At 56.6% G+C, this 15,305-nt stretch carries 13 protein-coding genes and 1 riboswitch; of the genes, 8 read left to right on the top strand and 5 right to left on the bottom strand.

From position 1 onward, the window contains the following. The first annotated feature begins 1 nt into the window (after window position 1). Window positions 2-358 carry a PTS fructose-like transporter subunit IIB gene (locus U9O48_RS22250; protein ID WP_285146541.1) on the top strand — a complete coding sequence of 119 codons (357 nt, stop codon included), beginning with the start codon at window positions 2-4 and terminating at the stop codon, window positions 356-358. On the opposite strand, the gene U9O48_RS22245 is transcribed toward U9O48_RS22250, so the two are convergent. The 3 genes from U9O48_RS22245 to argE form a co-directional block, all read right to left on the bottom strand. Next, entirely contained in the window at window positions 345-1,193 is an 849-nt protein-coding gene (locus U9O48_RS22245) for a helix-turn-helix transcriptional regulator (RefSeq protein WP_285146542.1), read from the bottom strand. The two genes, U9O48_RS22250 and U9O48_RS22245, sit on opposite strands and share 14 nt — an antisense overlap. Before the next feature lie 94 nt (window positions 1,194-1,287). Further along, complete coding sequence (gene ppc, locus U9O48_RS22240) at window positions 1,288-3,939, bottom strand: phosphoenolpyruvate carboxylase (RefSeq protein WP_282492129.1); 2,652 nt, start codon at window positions 3,937-3,939, stop codon at window positions 1,288-1,290. A gap of 271 nt (window positions 3,940-4,210) precedes the next feature. Further along, entirely contained in the window at window positions 4,211-5,362 is a 1,152-nt protein-coding gene (gene argE, locus U9O48_RS22235) for an acetylornithine deacetylase (RefSeq protein ID WP_100778398.1), read from the bottom strand. Window positions 5,363-5,450: 88 nt separating this feature from the next. Here argE and argC point away from each other — a divergent pair, with 88 nt between their 5' ends. From argC to oxyR, 5 genes are all read left to right on the top strand, one after another. Further along, a complete protein-coding gene (gene argC, locus U9O48_RS22230) occupies window positions 5,451-6,455 on the top strand; it encodes an N-acetyl-gamma-glutamyl-phosphate reductase (RefSeq protein ID WP_285148561.1) in 1,005 nt (334 codons plus the stop codon). 6 nt (window positions 6,456-6,461) lie between these two features. Then, window positions 6,462-7,238, top strand: a complete 777-nt coding sequence (gene argB / locus U9O48_RS22225; RefSeq protein WP_095283929.1) for an acetylglutamate kinase — start codon at window positions 6,462-6,464, stop codon at window positions 7,236-7,238. Window positions 7,239-7,384: 146 nt separating this feature from the next. Then, the gene (gene argH, locus U9O48_RS22220; protein WP_285148560.1) at window positions 7,385-8,758 is read left to right on the top strand and encodes an argininosuccinate lyase; all 1,374 of its coding nucleotides are present in this window, start codon (window positions 7,385-7,387) and stop codon (window positions 8,756-8,758) included. Window positions 8,759-9,011: 253 nt separating this feature from the next. Continuing rightward, a complete protein-coding gene (locus U9O48_RS22215; protein WP_285143723.1) occupies window positions 9,012-9,974 on the top strand; it encodes an IS110 family transposase in 963 nt (320 codons plus the stop codon). 288 nt (window positions 9,975-10,262) lie between these two features. Further along, window positions 10,263-11,180, top strand: a complete 918-nt coding sequence (oxyR, locus tag U9O48_RS22210) for a DNA-binding transcriptional regulator OxyR (protein WP_095283927.1) — start codon at window positions 10,263-10,265, stop codon at window positions 11,178-11,180. Here the strand turns inward: oxyR and sthA are convergent. Further along, window positions 11,163-12,563, bottom strand: coding sequence for a Si-specific NAD(P)(+) transhydrogenase (gene sthA, locus U9O48_RS22205; protein ID WP_282492124.1), 1,401 nt, complete (start codon window positions 12,561-12,563; stop codon window positions 11,163-11,165). The two genes, oxyR and sthA, sit on opposite strands and share 18 nt — an antisense overlap. A 196-nt stretch (window positions 12,564-12,759) precedes the next feature. On the opposite strand from sthA, the gene fabR reads away from it, so the two are divergent. Further along, window positions 12,760-13,404, top strand: a complete 645-nt coding sequence (gene fabR, locus U9O48_RS22200) for an HTH-type transcriptional repressor FabR (RefSeq protein WP_282492123.1) — start codon at window positions 12,760-12,762, stop codon at window positions 13,402-13,404. A gap of 3 nt (window positions 13,405-13,407) precedes the next feature. After that, complete coding sequence (locus U9O48_RS22195) at window positions 13,408-13,767, top strand: YijD family membrane protein (RefSeq protein ID WP_095283924.1); 360 nt, start codon at window positions 13,408-13,410, stop codon at window positions 13,765-13,767. A gap of 107 nt (window positions 13,768-13,874) precedes the next feature. Here U9O48_RS22195 and trmA read toward each other — a convergent pair whose 3' ends face one another. Beyond that, entirely contained in the window at window positions 13,875-14,975 is a 1,101-nt protein-coding gene (gene trmA / locus U9O48_RS22190) for a tRNA (uridine(54)-C5)-methyltransferase TrmA (RefSeq protein ID WP_282492122.1), read from the bottom strand. A gap of 104 nt (window positions 14,976-15,079) precedes the next feature. After that, window positions 15,080-15,257: riboswitch (cobalamin riboswitch) on the top strand. Window positions 15,258-15,305 lie beyond the last annotated feature (48 nt).

The following is a 15,305-nucleotide window of genomic DNA, read 5'->3' as shown; positions in this document are numbered from 1 at the left end:
TATGACAGCGATCGCGGGACACCGAATTGCCGCCGTCACCGCCTGTGTCAGCGGTGTCGCCCATACCTACATGGCCGCCGAACGGCTGGAAAAACTGTGCGGCCAGGAAAAATGGGCTGTTCGCATCGAAACGCAGGGGGCGCTCGGTATTGAATGCGAGCTGACTGGCGAAGACATTCGTCATGCGGAAGTGGTGCTGCTGATTACCGATATCGAGCTGGCGGGAATGGAGCGATTCGACCAGTGTCGCTATGTGAAGTGCGGGATTAACGCGTTCCTGCGCGATCCGCAAAAAGTGATGAGCGCAGCGCGTAAAATGCTATCGGCCCCGCAGCACACCCAGCTTATTCTGGATTAGCCGTCTTACCGGTAAGCTGGCTGTGGTACTGGCGGCGATACTCCGACGGCGAACGTTCCGTATTCTTGCGAAACAGTCGGCAAAAATAGTTACTGTCAATAAATCCGCAGCTGTGCGCGATCTCTTTTACTTTCAGATCATATCCCTTCAATAACTGGCGCGCGTGCTCCAGCCGGGTTTGCGTCAGATACTCGTTAAACCCTACCGCGCCGGTCTTCTGGAAAAGATGCGACAGATAGTTGGGCGAGATATAGAACGCTTTGGCGACAGATTCTCGGGTGAGGGGTGACGCGTAGTGCTCATCAATATAGTCGCGTACAGCACCGAATAAGGCTTCGCTGCGAGAGGCGGTCTGGATCTGACTGCCCAGCAGGTCGGTACAATGGCTCAGCAGACTTAAGGTAATCAGGCGTGCGGTTTGCTGCTCCTGGGGTTGCATCTGCATTTCATGCAGCGTTTGCAGCAGGAAAGAGCCAATGCGTGGGCCACGGCGGGCCACGTGTTGTTTCGCCAGATTAAGCAGGGCAACACCATCCCACTGCACCAGGCTAAAACCCAGCTGCTGCTTGCCGAACAGAATGCTCAGGGCGGTTGCAGGCTGCTGCCATTGCGGGAAGTTCCAGCCGCCCGCCGGGACGTACAGAACATCATTTGGGTGCAAAACGCCCGTCGAGGCGTCCTGCACGGAGCCTTCGAGTAGGATCTCCAGACGCGGAAAATCGACCTGCAGGGCCAGCTCTGGTGGGGGAGACGTGGGGTTAGCGAAATGCACTTGTTGGAGCGGTAAACCGCCGTTTATCAGGTCGGTCAGGATCTGGCTGATATCGTATTGCATGGTGTGAATACCGAAGTATTGCCCGGCAGCGCTGCGCTTGCCGGGCCTACAAAGCCGTAGGCCGGATAAGCGCAAGCGCCATCCGGCAAACTGATTAGCCCGTGTTACGCATGCCAGCGGCGACGCCGGCGATGGTGACCATCAGCGCTTGCTCCACGCGAGGGTCCGGTTCTTTGCCTGCTTCTTCCGCCTGACGGGAGCGGTGCAGCAGCTCTGCCTGGAGTACGTTCAGCGGGTCGGTGTAAATATTACGCAGCTGGATGGACTCGGCAATCCACGGTAAATCTTCCATCAGATGTGAATCGTTGGCGATCGCCAGCACCACTTTAATATCACCTTCCAGCAGTTCGCGCAGCTCTTTACCCAGACCCCAGAGTTCCTGTTTAACAAGGCGCTGGTCGTAGTATTCCGCCAGCCACAGGTCGGCTTTCGAGAACACCATCTCCAGCATCCCCAGACGGGTAGAGAAGAACGGCCAGTCGCGGCACATGGTTTCCAGCTCGCTTTGCTTGCCGTCTTCGACCACTTTTTGCAGCGCCGCACCGGCACCCAGCCAGGCGGGCAGCATCAGACGGTTTTGCGTCCAGGCGAAGATCCACGGAATGGCGCGCAGGGATTCCACCCCGCCGGTAGGACGACGTTTCGCCGGACGTGAACCGAGCGGCAGTTTGCCCAGCTCCTGCTCAGGCGTTGCTGAGCGGAAGTACGGCACGAAGTCTTTGTTTTCACGCACGTAGCCACGATACAGATCGCAGGAGATGTCCGACAGCTCGTCCATGATATGACGCCAGGCGTCTTTTGGCTCCGGCGGTGGCAGCAGGTTGGCTTCCAGAATCGCGCTGGTGTAGAGCGACAGACTGCTGATGGTCACTTCCGGCAGACCGTATTTGAAGCGGATCATCTCGCCCTGCTCGGTGACGCGCAGGCCGCCCTTCAGGCTGCCCGGCGGTTGCGACAGCAGTGCTGCGTGAGCCGGAGCACCGCCGCGACCGATAGAGCCACCGCGACCGTGGAACAGCGTCAGTTCGATACCCGCTTTTTCGCAGGTTTTGATCAGTGCATCCTGCGCCTGATACTGCGCCCAGGAGGCTGCCATCACGCCCGCGTCTTTTGCGGAGTCGGAATAGCCAATCATCACCATCTGTTTGCCCTGAATAAAGCCGCGATACCAGTCGATGTTCAGCAGCTGGGTCATCACGTCGTTAGCGTTGTTCAGGTCGTCGAGGGTTTCAAACAGCGGCGCCACCGGCAGCGCAAAGCTGATACCAGCTTCTTTCAGTAACAGATGCACGGCCAGCACGTCGGACGGCGTCTTCGCCATGGAGATCACATAGGCGGCAACGGATCCTTTCGGCGCGTCGACGATCGCCTTGCAGGTGTTGAGCACTTCGCTGGTCTCTTCGCTGGGTTCCCAGCTGCGCGGCAGAAGCGGGCGCTTGGAGTTCAGTTCGCGGATCAGGAAGGCCTGCTTGTCGGCTTCGGACCAGCTTTCATAGTCGCCGATGCCGAGATAGCGGGTCAGTTCACCTAGCGCTTCGGTGTGGCGGGTGCTTTCCTGGCGCACATCGATTCGCACCAGCGGCACGCCGAAACACTTCACGCGGCGCAGGGTGTCGAGCAGCTCGCCGTTGGCGATGATGCCCATGCCGCAGGCCTGCAGTGATTTATAGCAGGCGTACAGCGGGTCCCACAGCTGTTCGTTCTGGCTCAGCAGGCCCGCCGGTTTTGGCAGACGCTGGCCTTTCAGACGCGCTTCCAGCCAGGCTTGGGTGGCCAGCAGCTGACTGCGCAGGTTTTTCATCAGATAGCGGTACGGCTCACTGGCGCCCTCTTCGCCGACCAGCTCCAGCAGCTCTGGCGTAGCTTCCACCATCGACAGCTCAGAGATTAGGATCTGAATATCTTTCAGGAACAGGTCGGTGGCTTTCCAGCGGCTCAGGAGCAGGACGTGGCGGGTGATTTCCGCGGTGACGTTCGGGTTACCGTCGCGGTCACCACCCATCCAGGAGGTGAAGCGGACCGGGACAAAATCGACCGGCAGGCGATAGCCCAGGTTCTCTTCGAGCTGTTCGTTGAGCTCACGCAGGTAGTTTGGCACGCCTTCCCACAGGCTGTTTTCCACGACCGCAAAGCCCCATTTGGCTTCATCGACCGGGCTTGGGCGGTATTTACGAATTTCATCCGTGTGCCAGGACTGGGCAATCAGCTGGCGCAGACGACGCATCAGCTGGTTACGCTCGTAATCGGCGATCTCTTTGTTGTCCAGCTGCTTCAGGCAGTTGTTCACTTCCACCATTTTGTGGATCAGCGTACGACGGGTGATCTCGGTCGGGTGTGCGGTCAGCACCAGTTCCAGCGACAGGGATTCCACCGCTTTTTTGATGGTCTCTTCGTTGAGGTCGGGCTGGTCTTTGAGTTTTCTGAGGGTGCGGGCAATCACTTCCGGGTTGCTGGCAGCCTCGCCGTTTGGCGAAATGCTGTGGTACTGCTCGGCGGTGTTAGCCAGATTCAGGAACTGGCTGAACGCGCGCGCGACGGGCAGCAGCTCGTCGTTGGACAGGTTCTGCAGGGTGGTGAGCAGCTCCTGGCGGTTCGCTTCATTTCCTGCACGGGAGGATTTGGACAGCTTACGGATGGTTTCAACGCGGTCGAGAATGTTCTCTCCCAGCGCGTCCTTGATGGTATCTCCCAGCACTTTGCCGAGCATACTGACATTACTACGCAACGCGGAATATTGTTCGTTCATAAAAACCCAGTCACCCCATCATTTTTGTTTATGCCCATTCAGAAAACTTTTGGACATTTATTTGTCATCTCCCTTTATAAAGCCACGTAAAACCCCCGTCGTCAATTGCTGCGAAAACGGTTCAGCAAACGAATAAATGTGGGCAATTTACGAAATTTAATTCGCTTCGCGTCAGATAAGAGATGCTTATGAGAATGTGATGGGGATCATGCGTTTTGGTGCCCTCACCCTAACCCTCTCCCACAGGGAGAGGGAATAAAAGCGGGGGGCGTTAATGCCAGCAGAAATGATGCACAACCTGGGTAATTAACTCGCGGGTCGGCTTAATAAAGCGGGTTTCCAGATATTCATCCGGCTGGTGCGCCTGATTGATGGAGCCAGGGCCGAGCACCAGCGTCGGGCACAGGGTCTGGATAAACGGCGCTTCGGTGCAGTAGTTCACTACGTCGGTTTGCGCGCCGAGCAGTTTTTCCACTACCTGAACCAGCTGGTGGTCCGGCGGGCATTCGTAGCCTGGGATCGGCGGGTGCAGCTCGGAAATGGTCAGACGGCCAGGCCAGCGCTCGCTTACCGGAGCCAGCGCTTCTGTCAGCAGACCATCCAGATCGCTCAGGGTCATACCCGGCAGCGGGCGGATATCCATATGCAGTTCGCAGCAGGCGCAGATACGGTTGGAGGCATCCCCGCCGTGCAGGCTGCCGAGGTTCAGCGTCGGGTACGGCACGGTGAAAGAGTCGTGGTGATAACGCTCTTTCAGGGAGTCGCGCAGCTGCATGATGCGGCCAATCGCATCGTGCATCAGTTCGATGGCGTTGACGCCGCGGGCCGGATCGCTGGAGTGGCCGGACTGGCCCATCACGCGTACGGCGGTAGAAATATGGCCTTTGTGGGCGCGAATCGGCTGCAGGGAAGTCGGCTCGCCGATGATGGCGCAGTCCGGGCGCAGGGCGGTGTTTTCAGAGAAATAGCGCGCGCCTGCCATGCTGGTCTCTTCATCGGCGGTCGCCAGAATATAGAGCGGCTTTTTCAGGGTCTTCACGTCAACGTCACGCAGGGCATCGAGAATAAAGGCGAAGAAGCCTTTCATGTCCGCCGTGCCCAGCCCGTAGAGCTTGTTGTCATGCTCAGTCAGGGTGAAGGGATCGCGCGTCCAGCGGCCATCATCGAAGGGAACGGTATCCGTATGCCCGGCGAGCAGCAGGCCGCCTGCGCCTTCTCCGGTGCTGGCCAGCAGATTGAATTTATTGCGGGTGCCTGGAACGGGTTGAACTTCCACCTTAAACCCGAGTTCGCTAAACCAGCCAGCCAGTAAATTGATTAAAGACTCATTGCTCTGGTCGAGCGCTTCTTCGGTCGCACTGATGGACGGCGTGGCAATCAGGGCGCGGTAAATCTCGATAAAGGGTGGTAAATTCATTTTCATTGTTGACATACCTTAGGTCGTGATAGTATCAATATTCATGCACTAAATGTGAATAAAAATACACTAACGTTGATCGTAAAGGAACCCGATGTTGAATACGCTGATTGTGGGCGCTAGCGGTTATGCGGGCGCAGAGCTAGTAAGCTACGTGAATCGCCATCCTCATATGACCATAACCGCTTTGACCGTATCAGCGCAAAGCAATGATGCGGGAAAATTAATTTCCGATTTGCATCCGCAGCTTAAGGGAATCGTGGATCTGCCGTTGCAGCCGATGTCCGACATCAGCGAGTTTACCGACGGTGTGGACGTGGTGTTTTTAGCCACCGCGCACGAAGTCAGCCATGACCTCGCGCCGCAGTTCCTCGCAGCCGGCTGTGTGGTCTTTGATCTCTCTGGCGCGTTCCGCGTCAACGACAGTGCCTTCTATGAAAAATATTACGGCTTTACTCACCAGCACCCGGATCTGCTTAAAAAAGCGGTTTATGGTCTGGCGGAGTGGAGCGCGGAGAAGCTGAAAGAAGCTAATCTGATTGCCGTGCCAGGGTGCTACCCGACGGCGGCGCAGCTTTCCCTCAAACCTTTGATCGACGCGGGCCTGCTGGATCTGAATCAGTGGCCGGTGATCAACGCCACCAGTGGCGTGAGCGGTGCCGGGCGCAAGGCGACGATTTCCAACAGTTTCTGCGAAGTGAGCCTGCAGCCGTATGGCGTGTTTAATCACCGTCATCACCCGGAAATCACCACTCACCTGGGTGCGGAGGTGATTTTCACCCCGCATCTGGGCAACTTCCCGCGCGGGATCCTGGAAACCATCACCTGCCGCCTGAAACCGGGCGTGACCAAAGAGCAGGTGGCTGAGGTCTTCCAGCAGGCGTATGCCGACAAACCGCTGGTGCGTCTGTACGACAAAGGCGTTCCGGCGCTGAAAAACGTGGTCGGACTGCCATTCTGCGATATCGGTTTTGCCGTTCAGGGCGAACACCTGATCGTGGTGGCTGCGGAAGATAACCTCCTCAAAGGCGCTGCCGCACAGGCAGTGCAGTGTGCAAATATTCGTTTTGGCTTCGCCGAAACGCAGTCTCTTATTTAAGGTGTGATGATGAATCCATTAATTATCAAACTCGGTGGTGTGCTGCTGGACAGCGAAGAAGCCCTGGAGCGTCTGTTTACTGCCCTGGTGAACTATCGTGAATCACACCAACGTCCGCTGGTGATTGTCCACGGCGGCGGCTGCGTGGTGGACGAGTTGATGAAAGGCCTGAACCTGCCGGTGAAGAAGAAAAATGGCCTGCGCGTGACGCCTGCCGATCAGATCGACATCATTACCGGTGCGCTGGCGGGTACGGCGAACAAAACGCTGCTGGCGTGGGCGAAGAAACATCATATCGCGTCCGTGGGCCTGTATCTGGGCGACGGTGACAGCGTAAATGTGACTCAGCTCGACGAAGAACTGGGTCACGTTGGACTGGCGCAGCCGGGTTCACCTAAGCTGATTAACACCCTGCTGGAAGGCGGTTTCCTGCCGGTTGTGAGCTCTATCGGGGTGACCGAAGAGGGACAGCTGATGAACGTGAACGCCGACCAGGCGGCCACGGCACTGGCGGCGACGCTGGGCGCGGATCTGATTCTGCTCTCCGATGTGAGCGGGATTCTGGATGGAAAAGGTCAGCGCATTGCCGAGATGACGGCGGCGAAAGCCGAGCAGCTGATCGACCAGGGCATTATCACCGACGGCATGATTGTGAAGGTAAACGCCGCGCTGGATGCGGCGCGCACGCTGGGCCGTCCTGTGGATATCGCTTCGTGGCGTCACGCGGAACAACTCCCGGCGCTGTTTAACGGCACGCCGATTGGGACGCGTATTCTGGCTTAACATTCTGTGCCGGATGGCGCTTCGCTTATCCGGCCTACGGTTTTGTCGCCGTGTAGGCGAAGCGCCATCCGGCAATAAAATCCAATACCAGGTTGGGTGTGCGAAGCGCCACCCGACAGAACTAACCGAATTTAAGGAAGCATGTTATGGCACTTTGGGGTGGGCGTTTTACACAGGCAGCGGATCAGCGGTTCAAACAGTTCAATGACTCTTTGCGCTTCGACTACCGCCTGGCCGAACAGGATATCGTCGGCTCTGTGGCCTGGTCTAAAGCGCTGGTCTCCGTGGGCGTGCTGACGGCAGACGAACAAGTGCAGCTCGAAGAGGCGCTGAATAATCTGCTGGAAGAGGTTCGCCTGAACCCGCAGCAGATCCTCGAAAGCGATGCTGAAGATATTCACAGCTGGGTGGAAGGCAAACTGATCGACAAAGTCGGCCAGTTGGGCAAAAAGCTGCACACCGGGCGTAGCCGTAACGATCAGGTCGCGACTGACCTGAAGCTGTGGTGCAAAGATACCGTGGTAGAACTGCTGTCGGCGAACCGTCAGCTGCAGAGTGCGCTGGTGGAAACTGCGCACAACAACCAGGACGCGGTGATGCCGGGCTATACCCACCTGCAGCGCGCGCAGCCGGTGACCTTTGCGCACTGGTGTCTGGCGTACGTTGAGATGCTGGCGCGTGACGAGAGCCGTTTGCAGGATACCCTGAAGCGTCTGGACGTGAGCCCGCTCGGCAGCGGCGCGCTGGCCGGAACCGCCTATGAAATCGACCGTGAACAGCTGGCCGGCTGGTTGGGCTTTGCCTCTGCCACTCGCAACAGCCTGGATAGCGTTTCCGATCGCGACCACGTGCTGGAGCTGCTGTCGAACGCCTCTATTGGCATGGTGCATCTGTCGCGCTTTGCCGAAGATCTGATTTTCTTCAACTCGGGTGAAGCCGGGTTTGTTGAGCTGTCCGACCGTGTGACATCCGGCTCTTCCCTGATGCCACAGAAGAAAAACCCGGATGCGCTGGAGCTGATCCGCGGCAAATGTGGCCGCGTGCAGGGCGCGCTGACCGGCATGATGATGACCCTGAAAGGTCTGCCGTTGGCCTACAACAAAGATATGCAGGAAGATAAAGAAGGGCTGTTCGACGCCCTCGACACCTGGCTGGATTGCCTGCATATGGGCGCATTGGTGCTGGACGGCATTCAGGTGAAACGTCCGCGCTGCCAGGAAGCGGCGCAGCAGGGTTATGCGAACTCCACGGAGCTGGCGGATTATCTGGTCGCCAAAGGCGTGCCGTTCCGTGAAGCGCACCACATTGTGGGCGAAGCGGTGGTGGAGGCGATTCGTCAGGGCAAACCGCTGGAAGATCTTACGCTTGCCGATCTGCAGAAATTCAGCGCGGTGATTGGCGAGGATGTCTATCCGATTTTGTCCCTGCAATCCTGTCTGGATAAGCGTGCGGCGAAAGGCGGTGTGTCGCCGAAGCAGGTGGCACAGGCGATTGCGGATGCGAAAGATCGGTTGATTTAATGACGTGCGGGCTGATGCCCTCACCCCGACCCTTATGTCTTGATCTTCTCCGCTTCTGCGGAGAAGATCCCCGACTGATCATCGGGAGGTTACCGGTGAGCATCACCCGGCCCTGGTGCCACTGAGCCCGTGGGAGAGATTATGCCCCGGTAACCTGTTTCCCTGTCGCCTCAAGACCGAACGGTATCCTGTGCCCTGAGCACCCACATATAAGGATGGTCCGGCGATATTATTCATAAGGTTACGGAGTGCCATGATGGAGCTTATTCCTGTCGGCGTTGATATCGCCAAACTCAAATTTGATGTCGCCGTCCTGCTGCCTAATCAGAAATACAAAACCAAAAAATTCCCCAACACCTCTGCCGGATGCCGCGAGTTCCTCAGCTGGCTGGCACGTTTTGGCGACTGCCATGTCTGCATGGAAGCGACGGGCTGCTACAGCACTGAACTTGCCACCCTGCTGGCCGATAACGGCTGCTGTGTCAGCCTCGAAAATCCCGCCCGCATACACGCGTTTGGCAATACGGAGCTGACCCGCAACAAAACGGACAAAAGTGATGCGGCACTGATAGCCCGCTACTGCGCCCTGTATCAACCCGCCCCCTGGTATCCTGCGCCGCTGAGCGAGCGTCAGCTGACGGCGCTGGTACGCCACCTGCGTAATCTGGAAGAGATGCGGCAGATGGAGATGAACCGCCTTGAAGCAGCCGACGAGGTCATTGTTCCCTCACTGCATGAACACGTCGCCATGCTGGATGAACTGATTGACGAAACACGAAAGAAAATCAGCCAGCACATCGATGATAACCCTGACCTGAAGCGGGACAGGGAACTGCTGAAGAGCATCCCCGGGATCGGTGAAATGCTGAGCGTGAGCCTGCTGGCGTTCGCGGGTAATCTGAGACGGTTCAGTGACAGTAAGGCACTGGTGGCTTACGCCGGGCTGAATCCACGGCGCTGTGAGTCGGGGATGTGGAAAGGAAAAAGCAGGCTGTCAAAAGTGGGTCACGCAGAGCTGCGCAGTGCGCTGTATATGCCGGCAGTGGTGGCGGGAAGGTGCAATGAGGTGGTGAAGAATCTGATGGACAGGCTGGCAGCGAGAGGAAAGACAGGGAAGGAACGCGTATGTGCCGGGATGAGAAAACTGCTCCAGCTGGCTTATGGCGTGGTGAAATCCGGACGAGAATTTAATGCTGAAATACCGCTTGCCGGATAACCGACAAGACGGTATCTCTCCCACAGGGAGAGGGAGAAAAACCAGGCTCGGCTTTTGCCGGGCTTTTTTACGCAAAAAAAATGCGGACACAGGGGTCCGCAAAAGTTCACGTTGGCTTTAGTTGTTCGAGTTTTGAGAGAAACTCGTATGACGCGGCGGCGCTTCAAGGGTCAAACAGTCACCGTCTCGTCTATGTGGTGTATTATTCATCAGAACACTTGATAGGGATAATCGTTCGTTGCTATGCTATCTATCGCCATGAACTATCGTGGCGACGGAGGATGAATAATGAATATTCGTGATCTTGAATACCTGGTAGCGTTAGCTGAGCATCGTCACTTTCGCCGCGCGGCAGATTCCTGCCACGTCAGCCAGCCGACGCTGAGCGGCCAGATCCGCAAGCTGGAAGACGAGCTGGGCGTGATGCTGCTGGAGCGCACCAGTCGTAAAGTACTGTTCACCCAGGCCGGTTTGCTGCTGGTGGATCAGGCGCGCACCGTGCTGCGCGAGGTCAAAGTGCTCAAGGAAATGGCAAGCCAGCAGGGGGAAGCCATGTCCGGCCCGCTGCATATTGGCCTGATCCCAACCGTTGGCCCGTACCTGCTGCCGCAAATTATCCCGATGTTGCACCAGACCTTCCCGAAACTTGAAATGTATCTGCACGAAGCCCAGACGCATCAACTGCTGGCGCAGCTGGATAGCGGTAAGCTCGACTGTGCCATTCTGGCGCTGGTCAAAGAGAGCGAAGCCTTTATCGAAGTGCCGCTGTTTGATGAGCCGATGATGCTGGCGATCTATGAGGATCACCCGTGGGCGAACCGCGATCGCGTGCCGATGTCCGATCTGGCAGGCGAAAAGCTGCTGATGCTGGAAGACGGCCACTGCCTGCGCGATCAGGCGATGGGCTTCTGCTTTGAAGCGGGTGCGGATGAAGATACCCATTTCCGCGCAACCAGCCTGGAAACGCTGCGCAATATGGTGGCGGCGGGAAGTGGTATTACGCTGCTGCCTGCGCTGGCCGTACCGCGCGAGCGTAAACGTGATGGTGTGGTCTATCTGCCGTGCATTAAGCCTGAACCGCGTCGTACCATTGGTCTGGTCTATCGTCCAGGATCACCGCTGCGCAGCCGTTATGAGCAGCTGGCAGAGGCCATCCGGAGTTCGATGGATGGCCACTTTGACGGTGCGTTAAAACAGGCGGTTTAAGCCGTTCAGCGCCGCTACCCGATAGGCTTCCGCCATCGTCGGGTAGTTAAAGGTGGTGTTAACGAAGTACTCGATCGTGTTACCGCCACCTTTTTGCTCCATGATCGCCTGACCGATATGAATGATTTCCGCCGCGCGTTCACCGAAGCAGTGAATTCCGAGGATCTCTTTCGTCTCGCGATGGAACAAAATCTTCAGCGTTCCCACGCTCATTCCCACGATTTGTGCCCGCGCCAGGTGTTTAAACTGCGCGCGACCCACCTCGTAAGGCACCTTCATTGACGTCAGCTGCTGCTCAGTTTTGCCGACGGAGCTGATCTCCGGAATGGTGTAAATCCCGGTCGGAATGTCTTCGATCAGATGGGCAGTGGCTTCACCTTTGACCAGCGCCTGTGCGGCAATGCGGCCCTGATCGTAAGCGGCGGAGGCCAGGCTCGGATAACCAATCACATCACCCACGGCATAGATATGCGGCAGGGCAGTCTGGTACATGCTGTTGACCTTCAGCTGTCCGCGGCTGTCGGTTTCAAGGCCGATATTCTCCAGCGCCAGTGAATCGGTGTTACCCGTGCGGCCATTGGCATACAGCAGGCAGTCGGCTTTGAGCTTTTTGCCGGACTTCAGGTGCATGATCACCCCGTCATCGCAGCCTTCGATTTTCTCATACTCTTCGTTGTGACGAATCACCACACCGCTGTTCCAGAAGTGGTAGGAGAGCGAGTCGGACATCTCCTGATCGAGAAACGCCAGCAGACGGTCGCGGGTGTTGATCAGATCCACTTTCACATCCATTCCACGGAAGATGGACGCATATTCGCAGCCAATCACCCCAGCGCCGTAGATCAGCACGTGGCGCGGTTCGTGGTGCAGGCTCAGGATCGAGTCGCTGTCGTAGACGCGCGGATGGGAGAAATCCACGTCGGTCGGATGGTATGGGCGTGAGCCGCAGGCGATGACAAATTTCTCGGCAGTAATCGTCTCGACTGAGCCGTCGTGGCACTTCAGCGCCAGGGTGTGCTCGTCGACGAAGTGCGCGTCGCCCTGCAAGATTTCGCAGTGGTTGCGTTCGTAGAACCCCTGGCGCATCCGCGTCTGCTGATTAATGACGTTATCAGCATGGTTGAGGATGTCGGCAAAGGAAGAACGAAGAAGTCGGGAGTGGTCGCTGTAAAGAGGGTTCTGATTAAATTCAATAATGCGGCTAACGGCGTGGCGGAGGGCTTTGGATGGGATGGTGCCCCAGTGGGTGCAACCGCCGCCAACATTATGGTAGCGCTCGATGACCGCTACTCTGGCTCCCTGTTTCACCAGCCCCATAGCAGCGCCTTCGCCGCCGGGGCCGGAACCAATAACTATTGCGTCGTAATCGTAGGTGTGTGACATGGCAAGGCTTACCTGTTCTTATACATAAAAGCAACAGAATAGTAACATCATTAGCGGGATAACCCAATTATCGTTGTGCTCTTTTCGGGCTGTGGAGCACAAACCGCGCGTAAACAATCATTCACAAAGCGATGCAAACAGATTAATTTTATTCTCTGGTATAGTGCCTGAAGGCCTTTGGAAGGATTCAACTATTGTGATGGGCGTAAGAGCACAACAAAAAGAGAAAACCCGGCGTTCGCTGGTGGAAGCAGCATTCAGTCAACTGAGTGCTGAGCGAAGTTTTGCCAGTTTGAGCCTGCGCGAAGTCGCACGCGAGGCCGGGATTGCGCCAACGTCCTTCTATCGTCATTTCCGTGATGTGGATGAACTGGGTCTGACCATGGTGGATGAGAGCGGCCTGATGCTGCGCCAGCTCATGCGCCAGGCGCGTCAGCGTATCGCCAAAGGCGGTAGCGTGATCCGCACGTCCGTATCGACTTTTATGGAATTTATCGGCAACAACCCTAACGCCTTTCGCCTGTTACTGCGCGAACGTTCGGGAACTTCTGCCGCGTTTCGTGCTGCAGTCGCGCGTGAAATTCAGCATTTTATTGCGGAACTTGCCGACTATCTCGAAATCGAAAACCATATGCCGCGAGCCTTCACGGAAGCGCAGGCCGAGGCGATGGTGACTATTGTTTTCAGTGCGGGTGCCGAAGCACTGGATGTCGGCGTTGAACAACGCAAACAACTCGAAGAGCGACTGGTATTGCAGCTGCGGATGATTTCCAAAGGGGCGTATTACTGGTATCGCCGGGAACAAGAAAAGTCGGCGCATTACATCGACGAAGGTGAGTGAGTCATGAAACAGTCTGGTCAGGATAAAGGTACGTTGTTGCTGGCATTGATCGCTGGCTTATCTATCAATGGGACGTTTGCAGCGGTGTTTAGCTCGATTGTGCCATTCTCAATCTTTCCGATTATCGCCCTGGTGCTGACGGTTTATTGTCTGCATCAGCGCTATCAAAACCGCACCATGCCGGTCGGTTTACCGGGCCTGGCTGCCGCGTTCTTTATCCTGGGCGTTCTGCTGTATAGCACCGTGGTGCGCGCTGAGTATCCGGATATCGGCTCCAACTTCCTGCCTGCGGTGCTGTCGGTGGCGCTGGTGTTCTGGATCGGGATTAAGATGCGTAACCGTAAGCATCAGATCCAGGAATAACGAGGTTTTGTGGTTTTGTGGTTTTGTAGGCCGGATAAGCGAAGCGCCATCCGGCATTTTTTGGCAGGTGGCGCTTCGCTTACCTGCCCTACGAAACGACGATTCTGTTACTTCGCTGTGAGCAGTACGCCGCACTCCATGTGATGCGTGTACGGGAACTGGTCGAACAGGGCCAGACGTTCGACGTTGTGCGTCTGGCTTAATGTTTCCAGATTCTTGCACAGGGTTTCCGGGTTGCAGGAGATGTACAGAATCCGCGGATATGCCTGCACCATCTTCTCGGTTTCGCTGTCCAGCCCGCTGCGCGGCGGATCGACGAAAATCGTCTCACACTGGTAGCTCTTCAGATCGATTCCCTGCAAACGGTTGAATTCACGCACGCCGTTCATCGCCTGAGTAAACTCTTCCGCCGCCATGCGGATAATCTGCACGTTGTCGATGTGGTTCGCCGCAATGTTGTATTGCGCGGCGGCCACGGACGGTTTGGCGATTTCGGTGGCCAGAACGCGCTCAAAGTTGCGCGCCAGAGCCAGCGAGAAGTTGCCGTTTCCGCAGTACAGTTCGAGCAAATCACCCGTTGAACCTTCGGTGGCGCTCAGCGCCCACTCCAGCATCTGCACATTCATCGCCGCGTTCGGCTGGGTGAAGCTGTTCTCGACCTGGCGATAGATCATCTCTTTACCGGCCACCGGCAGACGCTCATCAACATAGTCCTGATCGAGCATGATTTTGGTTTTGGTCGCCCGGCCAATCAGATGCACATTAATGTTCTGCGCACGCAGCGCGTCGCGCAGCGCTTCGGCTTCCTGGCGCCATTCGTCGGTCAGGGTTTTGTGGTACAGCAGGGAGACGATCGCCTGGTTACTTTGCGTGGTCAGGTAATCAATCTGGAACAGTTTGTGGCGCAGGATCGGGTTTTCACGCACTCCTTCAATCATCAGCGTCATCAATTGGTTAATTAATTCACTCGCCGCCGGGAAAGTGTTTACACGGATGCGGGACTTGGTCTGCTGATCGAAAATGATGTGGTACAAGTCGTCGCCGTCGTGCCAGATGCGGAACTCAGCGCGCATGCGATAGTGGCTGACCGGCGAGCGGAACACCTCGGGAACGGGCGCCGCGAAAGGCGTCATCATACTTTGCAGACGGACCACTTTCTCTGCCAGCTGCGCGTCGTACTGTTCTGTCGGGAGGTGTTCGGGGGTCATGATGCATCCTGAGTGGTAAAGAATTTCGCGGGGATTGTAAGCACTGTACAGGGGATGTCCAGATTTAATCATGCATAGCTGTCTGGACATCCATACGTTTCTAATTGTAGCATTCTGTTTCCGGTCTCCTTTAAGTGAAAAGGGAATCCAGTGTAAATCTGGAGCTGACGCGCAGCGGTAAAGACTGGCGGGATGAATGTTGTAGACACTGCTTTCGAGTGGGAAGTCTTCATCCGTACACGCCACCAAGCCCGAAGACCTGCCGGTACTACGTCGCAATTGGTTTCATCATCGCGTGCTATAGATGACGCCTGCGGCATCCTTCTTATA

The organism is Lelliottia sp. JS-SCA-14, assembly GCF_035593345.1.
Lineage (GTDB): Bacteria > Pseudomonadota > Gammaproteobacteria > Enterobacterales > Enterobacteriaceae > Enterobacter > Enterobacter wanjuensis.
The sequence above is the reverse complement of the archived record's forward strand: the minus strand, read 5'-3'. Positions and strand labels throughout refer to the sequence as shown.